Below are 18,434 nucleotides of genomic sequence, written 5' to 3'. Positions count from 1 at the left end.
ACACAATATCCAAGCAATATGATTTTAAGGAATGAAAATATTTTATTTAGTTTTCAAGGAGCGTAATTTGCTTCTAAATATATTATACGAGGAGGGAGGAGAATGCAATTAAGAGAATGGCTGGAATTAATTCGCATGCAAAAAGTTCTTTATATTTTATCATTATTATCGATTGCAATGGTGATTGACTTCATTAGTGGTACCTATGCCGCAAAACTTCGTAAGAAAATCACTTCAAAAATTGGCATTAATGGCATTATTCGAAAAATAGCAAGTTTAATTTTATTAGTCTTTTTTATTCCTGTAGCCTATATTATTCCTGGACAAACAGGAGTCGCGTTATTAACGGTTTTATATGTTGGGTATTTAGGGCTAGAAATCCAATCAATTTTAGAAAACTATCGAAAAATAGGAATCGATACAGCGCTTTTTCAAAAAATATTCGATTGGTTGAAAGAAGAAATGATGAAAAAATAAATTGAATTTAAAATTGCGACTATTATCAATGGTCGCAATTTTTTGTATAATCAAGTGTGTACTGCCTAACTAACAGCGGGATTATGCATCATTTTTATAGAAAGTAAAAGATTGAATAACACCGCCTAACCTAAAATCTATACACTCGTCTCCGATAGAAAACAGGTAAATCGATAAAACAATAATGATTATACTAAAATTAGAAAATTATTGAATAAATGCTATAATAGAGTAGACAGCAACCGTACCATAGAAAATGGAGGAGAGGTAGAATGAAAATTGTTTTATTGGAATCCCTAGGTATTGATAAAGAGAAGTTGGCTAGTGTAACGAATTTGCTAGTAGAAAATGGCCATGAATTAGTTATTTATGAAGACAAAGTTGATGAGGCAACACTGAAAACGAGGGTGAAGGATGCAGAAATCTTAGTACTGGCAAATATGCCTCTTAGCGGAGAAGTGATTGAGGCAGCAGAAAGGCTAAAATATATTTCAATCGCTTTCACAGGATATGATCATGTTGATTTAGACAAGTGTCGCGAAAAAGGAATTCAAGTATCCAATGCGGGTGGCTATAGTACGAATTCAGTCGCAGAACTAGCCATTGGACTGATGATCGGACTTTTACGTAACGTTGTCGATCTGGATGGTGTGGCAAGAAATGGAGGCACTAAAGTAGGTTATCCGCAATTCGATCTTAAGGGAAGAACCATAGGAATAATAGGGACTGGAGAAATAGGAAGTGCTGTTGCTAAATTAGGGATAGCTTTTGGCTGTAATGTGATTGCTTATAATCGGAGTAAGAATCAAGACTTAATTGATCAAGGCGTAAAATATCTGTCTTTAGATGAACTTTTAAAAGAAAGTGATATTGTTACCCTTCATATACCATTGACTGATGAAACAAGAGGGATGATTAATGAAGAAAAGTTGAAGCTTATGAAACCGACCTCGTTCTTAATTAATACAGCGATTGGCCCAGTTGTTGACAATGATGCTTTAGCAAAAGCTTTGCACGAAGGAACCATTGCGGGTGCAGGCTTAGATAGGGTTGATATGGAGCCACCAATTCCAGCAAGCTATCCATTACTAGAAGCACCAAACACAATTATTGTTCCCCATATCGGCTTTGCAACCGTAGAAGCTTTGGTAAGAAGAGCTGAAATCACCTTTAACAATATTGTTATGTGGGAAAAAGGCGAACAAGAAAATATTGTTCTATAAAGATAAAAACCTTGGCCTAGCCAGGTTTTTTTGTCTTTATAAAATATGAACGAGTCACGATAAAATTAAGTAGGACACCTAACCTAGGCATAAAAATATTTTGGTTAGATAAGCCATATTTAGTTAAGAGGTAGAGAATAAAACAGCAAAGAAAACATTGGATAAATTTGAAAATCGGTGAGCAGCAAAAGAAAACGATTATTCGCAACGATTCTTTTTTTGTGTATAATAAAAAAGCAAAGAAGGTGAATAAATGCAAAAACATAAAATTGCTGTCCGAGAATTAGTTGAATTTATTTTAAGAAAAGGTGATATTGATAACCGCAAAACAAGTAACCATACTGCGCAAGAAGGAGCTAGAATTCATCGGAAGTTACAAAAAGAAGCTGGTGAAGCGTACCAAAAAGAAGTCTTTTTAAAAACGGAATATAAACGAGCACCTTACTTAGTCCAGCTTGAAGGACGTGCAGATGGTGTGTTTAAACAAGATGAGTGTTGGACAATTGATGAAATAAAAACATCAGAAATTGCATTTGAAGACTTGCCAGTTGAGCAAAAAGAACAATATTTTGCCCAAGGAATGGTCTATGCCTATTTATTTAACCAAACCAATTGCGAAGATCGTTTAGCGGTTCGGCTGACTTACTACCAAACGCTTACACAAAAGATTCATTACGAAACGCGTGTGTTCACGAAAGAAACCCTAGAAAGTTTTTTAGAAGACTTGATGAATGAATACCATCGTTGGTTGATGTTTCAATCCGATTGGCGAAAAGTTCGGAATCTGTCTTTAATGGCATTAAAATTTCCGTATGAAGCTTACCGTAAAGGACAAAGAGAATTGGCGGTGGTTGCCTATAAGGCCTTAAAGACGCAACAAACACTTTTTGTTGAGGCACCAACGGGCACAGGAAAAACAATCTCGACGCTTTTTCCTGCGTTAAAAATTCTTGGCGAAGAATCCAATGACCGAATTTTTTATTTAACAGCTAAAACAATTACTCGCACAGTAGCAGAAGATGCAATGAAAGCTTTAAGTCAAGTAGGGGCTAAAACAAAAAGTGTCACACTGACAGCAAAAGACAAAATTTGCTTTCTTGATGAAAGAAAATGTAATCCCGATGATTGTCCTTATGCTAAAGGTTATTACAATCGCATCAATGAGACACTTTGGGATCTTATAAACCATGAAACACTAATGACACGTGAAGTGATTGAAGCCTACGCACAAAAATATCAGGTTTGCCCATTTGAACTATCACTTGATGTTAGCTTGTTTTGTGATTTAATTATAAGTGATTACAATTATTTGTTTGATCCTGTTGTTTATTTAAAAAGATTTTTTGAAGAAGAACAAGCAAAACAATATTTTCTTGTTGATGAAGCACATAACCTTGTTCCACGCTCACGAGACATGTATTCAGCAAGTATTAACGACCAAATTTTTGTTCAATTGAAAACGGAGATACCAAAAGGAGCTAGAAAAATTCACCGAAAAATAAATCAAATCCTCTCGGAGTTTGATTTATTGAAAGAACAGGCGATAAAAGATAATTGGCATTACAAGCATCAGAAACTACCCCCGGAAACGCTGGTTCAATTGTTACTTACTCTAACGGAGCAAGTAAAAGAATGGTTAGCCAAACAACAAGAAGGTTTAGGAAAACAAACGATCTTAACGCTTTATTTTGACTGTATTCGCTTTTTAAAAATTAATGAATTCTATGATGAGCATTATGAGACAACCATTGAAATTGGTTATCGACAAATACAGATTAAACAATTTTGTTTAGATCCATCCTTATTTTTAGCGGACACTTTGAATAAAGGGCAAGGCAGTTTGTTGTTTTCAGCAAGCTTTTCGCCGCTTGATTATTATCAAAAAAGTTTAGCGAATACCCAAAATTCCTATGCTTATCGTTTGCCTAGTCCTTTTCCAAAAGAAAATTTAGCGGTGTTGATTGCCAATGATATTCAAACAACTTATCAACAAAGAAAAAGCAGTATTCCAAAAATTGTCAAAGCGATTCAAAAAATGGTTTTTGCTAAAAAAGGCAATTACCTAGTGTTTTTCCCTTCTTATCAGTATTTAGATGCTGTTTATGAAGTTTTTAAAAAGACTTTTCCCGAAGTGCAGACACTCATTCAAGGAAGTGGAATGAATGAAAGTGAACGGGAAGCTTTTTTAGCTCACTTTCAAAATGATCCAGAAGCATCACTTGTTGGTTTTTGTGTACTAGGGGGCATTTTTTCTGAAGGGATTGATTTGAAAGGTTCTCGTTTAATAGGTGTCGCAATTGTGGGTGTTGGCTTACCACAAATAAATGAAGAGCAGAGTTTATTAAAAGACTATTTCCAAGGAGTTTATCAAGCAGGTTTTGATTACGCTTATAAATTGCCAGGTATGAATAAAGTCTTACAAGCAGCTGGACGAGTGATTCGAGATACTTCTGATTATGGTGTCGTCTTATTGCTTGACCAACGTTTTGCAACTGCTCAATACCATTCGTTGCTACCGGCACACTGGCTACATCGTAAAATTTGCAATAATGAGGCTGAATTAGAAATCAACCTACGCCGATTTTGGCAAAATCACCCCTAAAAAAAGCCAGAAGTCTTAAACTTTTGGCTTCAAAATATAAATATTATAAGCAATTAATACAGGGCTCGAATCGAACCCTGTATTGACTGCTGATAGTTTTAACGATAGTTGGTAAATTGTAATTCAATTGGTAAGTCAAGTTTTCGAAGTAACTGGATAACTGCTTGTAAATCGTCGCGGTTTTTACCCGTTACCCGAATTTGGTCTTCTTGAATTTGGGCTTTCACTTTTATTTTTGAATTTTTAATTGCTGTCGTGACTTTTTTGCCATTTTCTCGGTCAATACCGCTGATAAGTTGTGCAACTTGTCGAGCTTTTGAACCTAGTGCGTGTTGTGTTTCGCCAAATTGGATATTTTTAATTGGTACACCGCGTTTGACTAATTTGCCAAATAAGACATCTTTGATTTGTTCAAGTTTAAAATCGTCATCACCAACAATCGTTAAGTGATTATTTTCCATTTTTATTTCAACCGTTGAGCCTTTAAAATCAAAGCGGTTGGTCAATTCTTTTGTGGTCATTTGAATTGCATTTTTTACCTCTTCTAAATTTAATTCAGAAACAACATCAAAACTTGCTTCTTTCGTCATGTGAACGACTCCTTTATAATAAATATTAATCTGATTCAGATTGTTTTGTTTATTATAGCAATCTTTTTAGTTTCTGTAACGTATCCGTCTTTTTTATTTTGTTCACTCGAATTTTCAAGTCTAAAAAGTTGATTTTATTACTTATCAGAAAGAACTTACGTTACTGACAGTAAATTTTCATATGAAGTCTCTTTATTTTCACAAGGGAAACTGCTATTCTTATAACGATTGATTTTGAAAGGATGCTTGATAAAAGAATGAATAAAAAGCAACAGATTGAATTGTTAAAAAAAATAGGAACAATTCTCATTACAGGAGTTACAAGTGCTATCGGATTAAACTACTTTTTAGCTCCTGCTCAAGTATTATCAGCTGGGGTAAATGGTATTTCCCAAATTACCGTCGCCATTGCGCAAAACCAGTGGAACATTCATTTGAGCATGGGCGCTCTTATTTTACTTTATAACATACCGATTTTTATTTTAGGCTTTATAAAATTAGGCAGAGATGCAACGATTTTTAGTTTTTTAAATGTTCTTTCGGTTTCATTAATGACAATGGTTATTCCGGAAGGCCAATTTTCAGACAATATTTTGTTGAATGCCATCGTTGGTGGGGTATTAGTTGGCGTTGGGGTAGGGCTATCTTTAAAGCTAGGTTTTACAACAGGTGGAATGGATATTATCTCATTGATTTTTGCAAAAATGACTGGTAAAACAGTTGGAAGTTATATGATGATTTTAAATGGTATTATTATTTTAGTTGCGACGAGTATCTTTTCGGTAGAAAGTGCGCTTTACACGATTATTTCTTTATATGCGATGAGTCGGTTGATTGACGTCATGCATACTAGCCATCAAAAGATTACGGTGTTTATTGTAACAACGAGAGCAGAAGCGGTTGGTAAGAGCATTACAAGACGTTTGTTTCGTGGGATGACACTGTTGCCTTCAGTTGGCGGCTATTCTGGTTTACCAAGTAGTACAATTATGATTGTTGTGACTCGTTATGAATTATATGATTTAGAACAAGCGGTTTTAGAAGAAGATCCGAATGCTTTTATTAACGTCGTGGCAACGAACTCTATCATTGGGCGTTTTGCGAATGATGATGAGCAAAGAAGTTTTAAAGCAACCGGCGTTTTTCCAGATATTAAGATTGCTAAAAAACATTAATTTGATTCGTTTTACAAAAGAATCGAAAAATAGTATGATAAACTCTATCAATGGTAAGAGGAGGTCCTTTTTATGAGCGAAGCATATACGGAACAAGAAATTCAAGAAATTAAAGATCGTATGATGACGGCCCTAGAAACAGTAATTGATCCAGAATTAGGAATTGATATTGTCAATCTAGGATTAATATATGAAGTTGAATTTGATGGTGAAAGCGGCGAGGCAATTGTCAAAATGACATTAACAACCATGGGGTGCCCACTAGCCGATGTCATTACTGATAATATTCATGATGCATTAGAAGAAGTTACTGAAGTAAAAAAAATTGAAGTGAAACTCGTTTGGTATCCGGCTTGGACGACTGATCGCATGTCAAGATATGCGAGAATCGCCCTAGGAATCCGCTAAATTAATGAGGTCAATAGAAGGCTGTCTTTTTTATCCAATAAAAAGAGGCCTTTTTTTATTGGTAATACCAAAAAGGAGGAGCGATAACATGAAACAAATTAAAAGCTTGAATTTGATGGAAAACAAAAAGATTATTTTTAGGTTAAATATCGCTAGTGTTTTGTTAGTATTCTTATTCTTTCCATTGTTTACGGCACTTGTTTTGAAAACAAAAGACATCGATATTATGCGTTTATCTTTGAATCACTTGTTTCAAACGCTTGTTTTAGCGCTTTGTTTAATTGTTATTCACGAACTAATTCATGGCTTGTTTTTTAAATGGTTCCATCCAAAAGGAAAAGTGAAGTTTGGCTTTAAAAATGGTTTGGCGTATGCAACGAGTCCAGGCTCACTTTATAATAAATGGCAATTTGCTTGGATTAGCATTGCTCCTTTTGTTTTAATTACTTTTTCTTTATGGTTAGCACTGGAACTGAATAATCTTGAACCGATTGTCTTTATTTACTTAGCAACGTTTCACGCGAGTGCTTGTGTTGGCGATTTTTATTGGATTTATTTAATTTTTAAGGCACCTAGAAAGGCATGGGTTGAAGATACAGAAGTGGGCATTAATTTTTATCTAAAAGAAGATTAAAAGGAGTTTTATATGAAATTAAGACAAGCGACGAAAGAAGATTTACCAATAATTATGACAATTATTCAAGAGGGAATTGACGCTTTAAAGGAGCAACAATCACCTCAATGGCAAGACGGTTTTGGTCCTAATCAAGAAAAAATGGAAAAAGATATTGAAACAAATGCGTGCTATGTACTTGTTGATGGTCAAGATGAAGTGATCGCAACAGCTTCACTGATTCAAGGAATAGATCCAGTATATACAGCTATTGAAGATGGCCACTGGCTTGGTTTAAATTCATATATTGCGATTCATCGAGTGGCGATTGCAAAAGGGCAACGTGGGAAAAAGCGAGCGTCTTTACTTTTAGATTTATTAATTAGCCAAGCGAAAGAGCTAGGGTATCATGATATTCGAATTGATACGCATCGTTTGAACCTTCCAATGCAAAAAGCAATTTTAAGTAGTGGTTTTTCCTATCGCGGACTGGTCCATTTCCCAATTCCAAACGGCGAACGCTTAGCCTACCAAATCATATTGTGACCAACAAAAAAGAATTGTTGGTCTTTTTCGTATTTTATAGAAACAACATCCTACAATTTTTAAGTATTTCTAAAATGTGATATAATTAAAACAGGATTAGAATTGGAGGTTAAGCGAATGAAGATGAATAAAAAATTAACGCAAGCAATTTCGTTATTTACAGTGGCTCTTTTGCTAATTTCTTACACTCCACCAGTTTTTTCTTCAGAAAACGATCAACTATCTGAAGAAGAAAGTGTTGTCGAAAATGAGGATTTAGTCATAGAGACAGAGACGTCCACCACGCAAGAATCAATCGAAGAAGAACTTATTCCTGAAGAAACGTTCGAAAACGACTTAAACAATGAAAGCGCTAACGGTGATTTAGTAGAAGCCCCCGCTACATCTGAAGAAATAGTAGAGGAATCGACTGAATTTTCAAGTGTCTCCACGGATGTAGCGCCTGAATCTACAACAGACACTTCTGTAGAAATTTCAAGTGAAGAAAATTCAAGCCCTTCTATCAGTGAAGAAACAACAGCATCAAGTGAAGGGAGTCATTTACCAGAAACGAATTCACCGCCAATCGTTGAAACGACAGAAACAACGACAGATTTATCAAATGAGTCAAATGCACTGGATTCATCCGATTCAGCTGAACCAACTCCGGAACAAACGGCTCCACCAGCATCAAGTAATAATCCGACAGAAGAGAAAAACACGACGGAGGAATCTTTAGGAAACCAAGAAGAAAACAACTCAAAAGAAAGTCACGAAGAAATAAAACCAAATGGAATGACTCCTACTCAAAAGACTTACCCGACTCTTAATGTAAACATTGCGACACAATTACTCGCAAGAGAATTTGTGGCTTCAGATCTAAACGGCTTTGAATTACCGAATCTTTCTTTTTACCAAACAAGACAGCAAGCTGCAATTGTTTATGCTAGTTTAAAACTTCTTAGTCAACCTTATAACGTGTTAAACGAAGAAGGAAAAGGATTTGATCAGCTAGGTTTTATCCAGTTTATTTATAATAAAGTTTTTGGATTAGCGATCAATGAAGACTTTGATGATTTGCAAACAATTGGCGAAAAAATCAATCTTGCTGAAATTCAAATAGGAGATTTACTTGTTTGGGAAAAAGAGCAAAAAATGGCTATTTATTTAGGCCAAAATAAATTTATTATGGCCGATGATACGTTATTAAACGAGCAACTAGAAAACGAGGAACGAACAGAAGAAAATTTAGCGAAAATTCCAGGCGTGCGTATTTTCACCTTGCATATGGAGCAACTAGAAGATGAAACAATGTATGATCAAGATTTGTTAACACGCTATGATTTTGTGCAAATGCCCTCTTATGCGATTCAATTAAATCCAAAGCTCTCCTTATCTGCGTATGGAGAAGAACAAATCGCCAATTATCCGGTTACTTTTAACTTTCAAAAAAATGAACAAACGCTGGCCTTTATTGATTTGATCAGCGAGAGTGCTCGAGAGCTAGGGTTAAAATATGATTTGTTTGCTTCGGTTCTCATCGCTCAAGCAATTTTAGAAAGTGGATCGGGAACAAGTGGACTAGCTCGTTATCCTTACTACAATTTATTTGGAATTAAAGGAGGATTAGGCGTTGCTTCAGTGATGTTACCAACTCAAGAAGATGATGGCACAGGTAATTTATTTACAATTTCATCTGCCTTTCGCGTTTACCCTACCTATGAAGACTCACTGGCTGATTATGTTACTTTGATTCGAAATGGGCTTTCTTCAAACACTAGTTTTTACCAAAAGGTTTGGCGTTCAAATGCGAAAAATTATTTACAGGCAACGAGTGAATTAACGGGGAAATACGCAACAGATACTAGTTATTATAATAAGTTAAATTCAATTATTGCGACCTACCATTTAACACAATTTGATGAACCAAAAGTTGAAGTTGGACAAATGCTTTACGACATTAATCAAGTGCCGGCTATTTATCGTGAAAGGATGCTTTTCCCAACGTTTAACGGGCAAAATTACAATACTTCTGCTTCTTATGGTATGGATCAATGTACATGGTACGTCTTTAATCGAGTGACGCAACTTGGTGGGAAAGTTGGCGATTACATGGGCAATGGCGCGGATTGGAAAGAAACAGGGATAGCGCAAGGTTATCAAACAGCGACGACACCAAAAGCCGGGTACGTCATTAGTTTTAAACAAGGCGTTGCAGGTTATCATCCTTTATATGGCCACGTCGCTTTTGTGGAGGCCGTCACTGATGAAGGAATTTTAATTTCAGAAGGAGATGCATCTTATTTAAGTTATCGGGTGATTCCAAATGAAATTGCTTTATCGAGTGGTGTCGGTTATTTAATCCCAAATTAATGAAACCCCCTTCATTTAAAAAGAGTATTGTAAGTTTTCCCGACTCTTGATAAGATACTCTGGTAGAGGATGGTGCAAATAATGAAAAAACGATTGCGAAAAAAGAAAGCTTACAAACAGTATATTCAAGACATTTTTAAAGGTTATGAAACGATGCTAGAAAATAAGGACTTGCCCGAGTTGCATTTTTCTTATTTAAAAGAAGAAACAATTTTAAAACGCGATGAAAAAAATCAAATTCGTTTTCGAACATTTGATAAAGAATAATTAAAAGTGATTAGAAGTTTTATGATTTTTATAAAGCTTCTAATCACTTTTTTTATCAAAAAATGATACACTAGAACTAAGAGGATTTCTAAGGAGGGTGTTTTATGACTGATTCAATAAAAAAAGAAGACGTATTTGAGGAAATGTCATTTTTAGAAACGAAGGAAAATGCTTCAAGAAACATTGGTTCATTATTGAAGGATTTACAGGCATTTGAACAAGCCATACAAGAAGAAAATATTCAAGAAATTTATCGGATTTACAATGGACGCTTGCATAAGGAATTGAAAGAAACATCGAATCAAAACCATGAGATTGACCATTTACTCACTCGGAAATTTCATGATAGCTTTATTGCTCGTTTTCCTTTTATGAAGCAAAACCATAAACTTTCTTCAACTGTTACCCATTATCAAATTGGGCAGTATTATCGAGAAAGACCGGCCATCTTGATGGATGCCAGCATTCCAGAATTATTAATTTTACCAGAAGTGCAAGAAGATTGGTTGGCTACTTCGGACTCATTTGAAGAGCGCTTAGTTGCTCTTCAAACACAAATGGATGAATTAGAAGCAAAACAAATTAATGCAAAAGTGGCCCTTGCCCAAGTTGATGCAAAAATTAAAGAGCTTCAAAAAGAAAAGGCTCAAATTGAAAGTAATAAAGGATTCTTTAACCGTAGTAAAATGGAGGAAGACTTAGCTTTAATTCAACAAAAACTCCAACCGCTTGAAATAGAAAAAGAAACGTGGTTACCATTTGCAACGGATATTTCTGAAAAAAATGCTGAGAAAAAGCGATTAAAAGAACAATATAAGGCAATCGAGTTAAAACGAGCGTTGATTACGAAAGAACATCGCTTAATTGAACAATATTTTGGTTCGTTCGAAGAAATGCAAAAACAAATTACACTTTTCTTAGAGACGTACCTATCAGGTAAGGAGGGGTCTGAAAATGAATGAAGTTAATCAAACGACCGGTGATGAAACTTACGAAAGCACTTATATGATTTTAAAAAAAGAGTACCAAAATGAAATCACCTCATGGATTCAAGAATCTGAGAAGGAATTAGCGGATCTTTATTTAAGAAAAAAATTATTAGCGGCCAATTTTAAAGAGTTGCTTGAACAATATCAAACGATTATTTTACAAAATCAAGAAGTTTCAACGATTGCTAAAACCAACTTGCTAGAGTATTTCTCCTATGAACTACTCTTACCGTTTCACTCAATTGGCTTAGAAGGAACAGAACACTACAATACATGGGAAACGAAGCAGTTTTTTGTCGCTTACCAATTGGATGAACAAGGGCATTTGATTTTTTATTTCAAGTTAAAAGTATTAGATGATCGCTTTGTTGTTGATTACATCCCTTTAGTACGCTTAGATATGCAAGAAATGACGGTCACAATTGAAGAAAAGCAAGTACAAACACTAATTTCTTTATGGTTTTCTGATCATTTTCTTTCACGTAGTCAATTATCGTTATTCAATCATGACTTAAACCGTTTGCTCATTCATTTAAGAGAGCTTGGCTTTACGGTGGCACCAAGCTTACTAGATAATACGCAACCTCTTTCGTTTCATTTAGTTAGTGATTTTCCACTAACCAGTGAAATTTTAGACGAAATTTTTATAAAAACAATGGCTTCAAAGGAATATGATTTTAATAAGTTAGAAGAGCAGACGTATCAAGTACAATTAAACCAAGAACAAAATGTCATTATTCATTTAAAAGAAACGCAAACCGAACTTTATATTGACTCAAATGAAAGACGTCGTTCGATTCTTGATTTTGTGACAAGTTATCCTTTTCTAGTGCCTTTAATTGTACCCGGAAAAGAGAAATGAATTTAAACGAACAACAAACTTTTTGGGATGACTTTGCCCAAGAGTACACAGAAATTCAAGCGGAAACAGTAACAAAAATTGGGGAAGATGTTGCACATTTTTTAGCAGAAACAGCTTTGTTTCCAGTTACTTCTTTTGTTGATTTAGCTGGGGGAAGTGGGAAATATGTCCCTTACTTGCGTTCATTTTGTCAAGATTATTATTTAATTGATTTTTCAAAAGAGATGCTTCAAATTGCGAGCACACAATTTAAAGGAGAAGACATTAAATACTGGCAGATCGATCAACAGGCTTTTTTTGAACAAGCATCGCCCGCTTCTTATGATTTTATTTTTACCGCGATGAATCCGGCTTTGCAAACAAAAGCGGACCTGGATCAATTAGTCCGAATTGCAACGAAAGGCGTCGCGATATTACGATTAACGTCAGATTCCGATGTATTGTTTTCTCCTTGGGAAGAAGGGGTTGATGATTCCTTGATGGCGCAGTACAAAAATTGGTTGGACGTGGATTTTGAAAGTAAATTATTTACTTATACTATGGTAGAGGAAATTGAGCGCTCTTTTTTTGAAAATTATTTTGAAGGAGAACTTCAACAAGAGTTAATGATACAGTTACTGCAAAAGTATTTTAGTCATTCAAATACGTACCAAAACAAGCGGACGATAACGTTTGAGTTGCTGTTAGTAAAAACGTATAAATCGAGGGGAATTAATGAAGATTATTAATTTATTAGAAAAAAACCAGCAAGTTCAATTTGCTATTTTTGACTTTTTTTTAGACCATCAAACGGGTATTCATTTAAAAAAACTCGAAAAAAATATTCAAATCTCTTTCCCAACTTTACAAAAAGAAATAAGCGCTCTACAACTTGAGTTACACGCTTACCATGAAGAAGCGCAAATTGAAAAAGGGGAGGGCGATTTGTACCATCTTTTTTTACCAAATAATTTTTCAAGGAAAGGCTTTTTAAATCATTACTTGCAACAATCGCTCAATTATCAATTGTTAATTGCGATTATTCAAAGTAAAAGTATCTCTATTCCCCAATTGATGATTGATTTTCAAATTAGTGAAGCATCTTTATTTCGACGTTTTAAAGCTTTAAATCAATTGTTAGAAGAGTTTGATTTGCAAATAAAAAATAAAAAGCTTATTGGTGAAGAAAGACAAATTCGCTATTTCTATTTTCAATTGTTTTGGCAAGGGAGTTACCAAAAACAATTAAGAAAAAAATTAAACGCTTCTGTTAGTAAAAACTTGGTAGGAGTTTTAGCAAATGAATTAAAGCGAACATTTTCAAAAGAAGAAGAATTAAAGTTATTGCTTTGGTTTTATTTAATGGAATTACGGTTTAATTACCAAGGGAATAAAAAAACGCAATTGCCTATTGATGACCAGCTCGTTATTCAAGAAGACCCCATCTTTCAAATACTAAAAGAAGTTTTAGCACGCTATTTAAGTCGTTTTGCGTATCAAAACTTTGAAGACGAAACACTTTATTTGTACTTGTTTTGTTTTGCGGAAGGCTTTTTTTTAATTGATGAACAAACTTTGTATCCTTTAGAAAAAATTGCGCAAACGAATAAACAAGTGGCAAAAATATTGTTTGAAGAGGTCGCTATGCCAATAAAGACGGCTCTTTTTCTTTCACCGATTCATTGTCAAATTGCTTTTTTTAAGGGGTGTTTTGAAGAGAGTTCTTCTTTGACTCACGGACGCTTATCTGACGATCATGCAGATAAACTTCGTGCTTGTATGAATGTTATCGAAAAGAAACTATCAAAACAAGTGAGTCACAACCAGTGGCAAAAACTTGATTTAGTCTACGGCTACTTGATTTACTTTTTTGAAAGAAGTCAAGTGCAAACAATTGAAATTGGCCTGGCGTACACGAACCCGCTAATTGCTCAAAATTTCTTGATTGTCTTACAAGATAAACTCCAACTCTTACAAGGTGTTCATTTGGAATTAGCAGAACCAAATAAAAAGTATCAAATTTTAATTCAAGATGAATACATTGACTCGATGGTTTATCAAGGTGTGATTCAATTATTTTTAATTGCTAATCTATCAAATTTTGATATTGAGCGAATTGTTCAGCTGGTTCACCAATTGAAAAGAAATAATTAGGAAAAGGGGAATTCAATTTGCGTGTTTTAATTATTGGCGGTTCGCATGCAGGAATCGCAACTGCCCGACATTTAAAAAAGATTAATCCAGCAACTGAAGTAATTTTAATTGAACAATCAACCGTTTTAGGCTATATCGGTAGTAGTCTAAACTTATTTATGGAAAAATATATCGAACACCTTGAAAATTGTCGGACAACAAGTGCTAGCGAATTGATGTCAGAAGGAATCAATGTGATGCTTCAGACAAAAGCGACGCAAATTGATGAAAAAAATAAAATTTTGCATTTGCTTTTAAAAGACGGCGAAACAACGGTGAAAGATCAATTAAGTTACGATTACCTTGTTTTAGCGATGGGCTCTAGTCAATATAGCACTTCTTTTTCTCCAGAAGGACAAGATCTATTGACGAACTTCAAGAGTTTACCGCAAGCAAAGGCAGCCGCAAAAACGCTTTACGATAGTCAAAAAGTGGTTATTATTGGGGCAGGATTAATCGGTTTTGAACTAGCGGAGACACTCAGTCAATTAAATAAAAAAGTGGTCTTGCTCGATCGGATGAACCAAGCGTTATTTCGTTATTTCGACAAAGAGATTTTATCGATTTTTTTATCCAATATTCCAGCTAACGTCGAATTAAAATTAAATAGTAATGTTGAACGAATTCAATTTGATGAGACAAATAAGTTTAAAGGTGTCTATTTAAGTGGGAATGAATTTATTCAAGGCGATACGATTGTTTATGCGATTAATCCAAGGCCTAATATTGATTTGGTAAAAGATTTACTTGAAATGAATCGAGATGGTACGATTTGCACAAATGAATTTCTTCAAACTTCAGATAAGAGCATCTATGCAGTGGGGGATCTTGTTTCAGTCTTTTTTAACCAACAAGAAAATATGAGTTATATTCCTTTGGTAACTAACGCTTATCGGACGGGGATTATTGCAGCAACGAATATTTTATTAAATGAAAAAAGACGTTTGCCGGTGGTGCAACGAACGATTGCGAGTCATCTCTTTGATTTTTATGTGGCGAGTACCGGAATGAATGAAGAGGAAGCACCGTATTATGGTTTGAGTGTTGCTTCTGTTACTAAAACATACACGAAAAGCGCCTTGTTTGGCAAAGACGATTCTTTTGAAATGACTTTAAAATTTGTCTTTGAACAACAAACTGGTCGCTTAGTTGGCGGGCAATTAATTTCTAATCGCGAAAAGTCATTAGAGCTCATTAATACATTATCGGCGTTAATTACGAGCCATGTGACGCTAGATGCAGTTTTGACGATGGATTTTTACTTTAACCCTAAGTTTTCTAACCCCGTTCATTTTTTCAACGATCTGGCTTTGGAAGGAATTTTATTAAAATAATAATAAGTAAGGAAGTACACAAGCGAATGTTCGTGTATTCCCTTGCTTTTTTTTGAGCCTTTAACATATTTTAAAAATAAGGTTGCTATTTAGTGAAAAATAACATAAACTAACTTAGAGAATGATAATCATTCTCATTTGAAAAATAAAGGAAGGAGTTCATCATGAGAAAGGTTCTATTTGGACTGGTACTAATCGCATTAATTGTTCTTTCTCTGTTTGTAGGTGTACATAGTGTTTCACTTCGAGGGGTTCTCGTTGGCGATGAACTTCAAAGGCTTTTGTTGGTCAAAACAAGAATTCCACGGACAATTAGTTTGGTTTTAGCCGGTGGCATGTTGAGTTTATCGGGAAAAATTATGCAGCATTTAATGCAAAATAAATTCGTTTCAGCAGGGACAATCGGGATGACAGATAGTGCGCGGTTAGGTATTTTATTTGTTATGTTGTTCATTCCAAATGGATCAATTTTAACCCGTTCGTTGGTTGCATTTATTTTTTCATACTTAGGAGTGCTACTTTTTTTAAGTTTAAGTCGCGTACTTCCAAAAGGCGATCCGATGATTTTGCCTTTAACTGGGGTAATGTTTGGGAATATTATCGGTTCACTCGCTACGTTTTTAGCCTATCAAAATCAACTGGTTCAAAATCTATCTTCTTGGCTTCAAGGAAACTTTGCAACAGTGATGGCAGGTAGTTACGAATTAATTTATATTACAATTCCCGTCTTTTTTCTATTATATTTACTTGGTTATCAGATCACCGTGGCAGGATTAGGGGAAGAACACGCAACAAACTTAGGCTTAAATTACCAAAAGCTACAGTGGATTGTCTTTGCTTTAGTTGCTTTAGGTAGTAGTTCAGTCTTAATTATGGTCGGCAGCATCCCGTTTTTAGGGGTTGTCGTTCCCAATTTGGTATCTCTGTACTATGGCGACCATCTTAAAAATACGGTCGGGTTAACCGTGGTTTCAGGTAGTATCTTTCTTTTAATTTGTGATATTTTAGCGCGTATTATTATTGCGCCTTATGAAATTCCAGTTAGTGTCGTTGTTGGTGTAATCGGCGGTATCCTTTTCTTATTCATTTTAACGAGGAGGAAGCGCACATGAAAAACACAAATTATTGGTTAAAGATTTTAGGTTTGACCATTTTGAGTCTTATTTTTATTGTTTTATTTTTAACTTATAACACACATGGAAACTGGGCATTTGCTTTTTCTTTAAGAGGAAAGAAAGTAGCAACTTTCATTGTGGTTGCCTTAGCGACTTCGATTAGCACGATTTCATTTCAAACATTGACTGGTAATCAGTTTTTAACACCGGGCATCTTAGGATTAGATAACTTGTATGTCTTCATTCAAACAATCTTATTCTTTTTTGTCGGAGGAATTACGATGTTATCACAAGAATCATTGTGGATGTTTTTTGCCAATGTTGTGATTATGACAACGCTAAGTGTTTTTTTCCTACTTTACTTTTTAGAAAAAACAACAGGGAATCTCTTCTTATTGTTGATGGTTGGTATGGTAAGTGGCACGTTGTTTTCAAGTTTAAGTACTTTTATGCAAGTGCTAATGGATCCAAATGAATATGACTTACTCCAAGGAAAGCTATTCGCTAGTTTTAGTAATGTGAATAGTCAATATTTATTGGTTGCAACGTTGTTAATTGTGTTAGGTTCTGCTTATCTATGGTATGTAGCGCCTGAATTAAACGTTTTGTTACTTGGCAACGATCAAAGCATCAACTTGGGGATTCAACTAGCCTCTTTTCAAACGCGGGCACTAATTAGTATTATCTTACTGACAGGAGTAGCAACTGCTCTAGTTGGCCCAACGATTTTCTTAGGGTTTATTGTTGCGACAATTAGCTACCGTTTGTTTGACACTTACCAGCATCATCGCTTGTTTTTAGGGAGTTTCTTAGTGGGAATTCTACTTTTAGTTAGTGGGCAATTCTTAGTTGAGCAAATTTTCCACTGGCGAACAACAATTAGTATTGTGATTCAATTTGTTGGAGGCGTATTTTTCCTTCTTAAAATTATTGCCGAAAGGAGAAAATCATGATTAAAACAACCGCTATTTCAAAAAAATATGCTGATAAGGTTATTTTATCTGACATAGAAGTTGATTTACCAAAAGGGCAATTAATTGCGTTTATCGGGCCCAATGGTGCTGGGAAAAGCACGTTTTTATCGCTTATTAGTCGCTTACAGCCACAATCAACAGGGGAGATTTATATCGACCGAGATGAGATTCGCAATTGGAAGTCAAAAGAGCTAGCGAAAAAGTTAGCTATTTTAAAACAAAGCAATGGTGTACAACTCAACATCTCCGTTTATGATTTAGTTTCGTTTGGTCGTTTTCCATACAACCGTGGTAAATTAACAAAGGCGGATAGTCAGATAATTGATGAAGCGATTTGTAAAATGGAGCTAGAAGAATTAAAGCATGCCTCCATTCATGAACTTTCAGGAGGCCAGCTACAGCGCGTTTACATCGCGATGATTTTAGCGCAAGACACAGAATATATTTTATTAGACGAACCATTGAATAATTTAGATTTAAATCATGCGAATCAAATGATGCAACTATTAAAAAAATTAGTCAAAGAACAACAAAAAACAGTCATCATCGTTTTACACGATATTAATTTTGCTTCAGGTTTTGCCGATTACATTGTTGCTATGAAAGATGGAAAGATTTTTGCCCAAGGACAAACCGAAGAAATTATTGTTCCTGAAGTTTTAAATCGTCTTTATAGCATGGACGTTAGAGTTTGTGAAATTGAAGGAAAACGATTTTGTATGTATTTTAATTAGG

General features: G+C 34.9%; 18 protein-coding genes. 17 read left to right on the top strand and 1 reads right to left on the bottom strand.

The window, feature by feature from the left end:
- Positions 1–102 precede the first annotated feature (102 nt).
- The 3 genes from JOD14_RS08970 (at position 103) to JOD14_RS08960 (ending at position 4,302) form a co-directional block, all read left to right on the top strand.
- Positions 103–477: a phage holin family protein gene (locus tag JOD14_RS08970; protein WP_204654490.1), complete on the top strand. Its 375-nt coding sequence runs from the start codon at positions 103–105 to the stop codon at positions 475–477.
- Positions 478–749: 272 nt separating this feature from the next.
- On the top strand, positions 750–1,700 hold the full coding sequence (locus JOD14_RS08965; RefSeq protein ID WP_204654489.1) for an NAD(P)-dependent oxidoreductase: 951 nt from the start codon (positions 750–752) through the stop codon (positions 1,698–1,700).
- 253 nt (positions 1,701–1,953) lie between these two features.
- Positions 1,954–4,302 (top strand): ATP-dependent DNA helicase, encoded by a 2,349-nt coding sequence (locus tag JOD14_RS08960; protein WP_204654488.1) that lies wholly within the window; start codon positions 1,954–1,956, stop codon positions 4,300–4,302.
- A 98-nt stretch (positions 4,303–4,400) separates the two neighbouring features.
- Here JOD14_RS08960 and JOD14_RS08955 read toward each other — a convergent pair whose 3' ends face one another.
- Positions 4,401–4,892: a YajQ family cyclic di-GMP-binding protein gene (locus tag JOD14_RS08955; RefSeq protein ID WP_204654487.1), complete on the bottom strand. Its 492-nt coding sequence runs from the start codon at positions 4,890–4,892 to the stop codon at positions 4,401–4,403.
- Between the two features lie 257 nt (positions 4,893–5,149).
- On the opposite strand from JOD14_RS08955, the gene JOD14_RS08950 reads away from it, so the two are divergent.
- From JOD14_RS08950 to JOD14_RS08885, 14 genes are all read left to right on the top strand, one after another.
- Entirely contained in the window at positions 5,150–6,067 is a 918-nt protein-coding gene (locus JOD14_RS08950; protein ID WP_204654486.1) for a YitT family protein, read from the top strand.
- A gap of 72 nt (positions 6,068–6,139) precedes the next feature.
- On the top strand, positions 6,140–6,475 hold the full coding sequence (locus tag JOD14_RS08945; protein WP_204654485.1) for a metal-sulfur cluster assembly factor: 336 nt from the start codon (positions 6,140–6,142) through the stop codon (positions 6,473–6,475).
- A gap of 88 nt (positions 6,476–6,563) precedes the next feature.
- Positions 6,564–7,109 carry a DUF3267 domain-containing protein gene (locus JOD14_RS08940; RefSeq protein WP_204654484.1) on the top strand — a complete coding sequence of 182 codons (546 nt, stop codon included), beginning with the start codon at positions 6,564–6,566 and terminating at the stop codon, positions 7,107–7,109.
- 12 nt (positions 7,110–7,121) lie between these two features.
- Complete coding sequence (locus tag JOD14_RS08935; RefSeq protein WP_204654483.1) at positions 7,122–7,634, top strand: GNAT family N-acetyltransferase; 513 nt, start codon at positions 7,122–7,124, stop codon at positions 7,632–7,634.
- A gap of 117 nt (positions 7,635–7,751) precedes the next feature.
- Positions 7,752–9,986, top strand: coding sequence for a glucosaminidase domain-containing protein (locus tag JOD14_RS08930; protein ID WP_204654482.1), 2,235 nt, complete (start codon positions 7,752–7,754; stop codon positions 9,984–9,986).
- A gap of 81 nt (positions 9,987–10,067) precedes the next feature.
- Positions 10,068–10,253 (top strand): hypothetical protein, encoded by a 186-nt coding sequence (locus JOD14_RS08925; protein WP_204654481.1) that lies wholly within the window; start codon positions 10,068–10,070, stop codon positions 10,251–10,253.
- A gap of 104 nt (positions 10,254–10,357) precedes the next feature.
- On the top strand, positions 10,358–11,215 hold the full coding sequence (locus JOD14_RS08920; RefSeq protein ID WP_204654480.1) for a viral A-type inclusion protein: 858 nt from the start codon (positions 10,358–10,360) through the stop codon (positions 11,213–11,215).
- A complete protein-coding gene (locus tag JOD14_RS08915; RefSeq protein WP_204654479.1) occupies positions 11,208–12,104 on the top strand; it encodes a hypothetical protein in 897 nt (298 codons plus the stop codon). Before JOD14_RS08920 ends, JOD14_RS08915 begins: the two co-directional genes overlap by 8 nt.
- Positions 12,101–12,832, top strand: a complete 732-nt coding sequence (locus JOD14_RS08910; protein WP_204654478.1) for a methyltransferase domain-containing protein — start codon at positions 12,101–12,103, stop codon at positions 12,830–12,832. Before JOD14_RS08915 ends, JOD14_RS08910 begins: the two co-directional genes overlap by 4 nt.
- Complete coding sequence (locus JOD14_RS08905) at positions 12,819–14,237, top strand: AcpB/EbpR/MafR family transcriptional regulator (RefSeq protein WP_204654477.1); 1,419 nt, start codon at positions 12,819–12,821, stop codon at positions 14,235–14,237. Before JOD14_RS08910 ends, JOD14_RS08905 begins: the two co-directional genes overlap by 14 nt.
- Positions 14,238–14,254: 17 nt before the next feature.
- The gene (locus tag JOD14_RS08900) at positions 14,255–15,610 is read left to right on the top strand and encodes an FAD-dependent oxidoreductase (RefSeq protein WP_204654476.1); all 1,356 of its coding nucleotides are present in this window, start codon (positions 14,255–14,257) and stop codon (positions 15,608–15,610) included.
- Positions 15,611–15,774: 164 nt separating this feature from the next.
- Positions 15,775–16,722: an ABC transporter permease gene (locus tag JOD14_RS08895; protein ID WP_204654475.1), complete on the top strand. Its 948-nt coding sequence runs from the start codon at positions 15,775–15,777 to the stop codon at positions 16,720–16,722.
- Positions 16,719–17,678, top strand: coding sequence for an iron chelate uptake ABC transporter family permease subunit (locus tag JOD14_RS08890; RefSeq protein ID WP_204654474.1), 960 nt, complete (start codon positions 16,719–16,721; stop codon positions 17,676–17,678). Before JOD14_RS08895 ends, JOD14_RS08890 begins: the two co-directional genes overlap by 4 nt.
- A complete protein-coding gene (locus tag JOD14_RS08885) occupies positions 17,675–18,433 on the top strand; it encodes an iron ABC transporter ATP-binding protein (protein WP_204654473.1) in 759 nt (252 codons plus the stop codon). Before JOD14_RS08890 ends, JOD14_RS08885 begins: the two co-directional genes overlap by 4 nt.
- Position 18,434: the final 1 nt, after the last annotated feature.

This window comes from Enterococcus lemanii (assembly GCF_016909125.1).
Classification (GTDB): Bacteria; Bacillota; Bacilli; order Lactobacillales; family Enterococcaceae; genus Enterococcus_I; species Enterococcus_I lemanii.
Note: the sequence above shows the minus strand (reverse complement) of the source record. Positions and strands in the feature narration are given on the sequence as shown.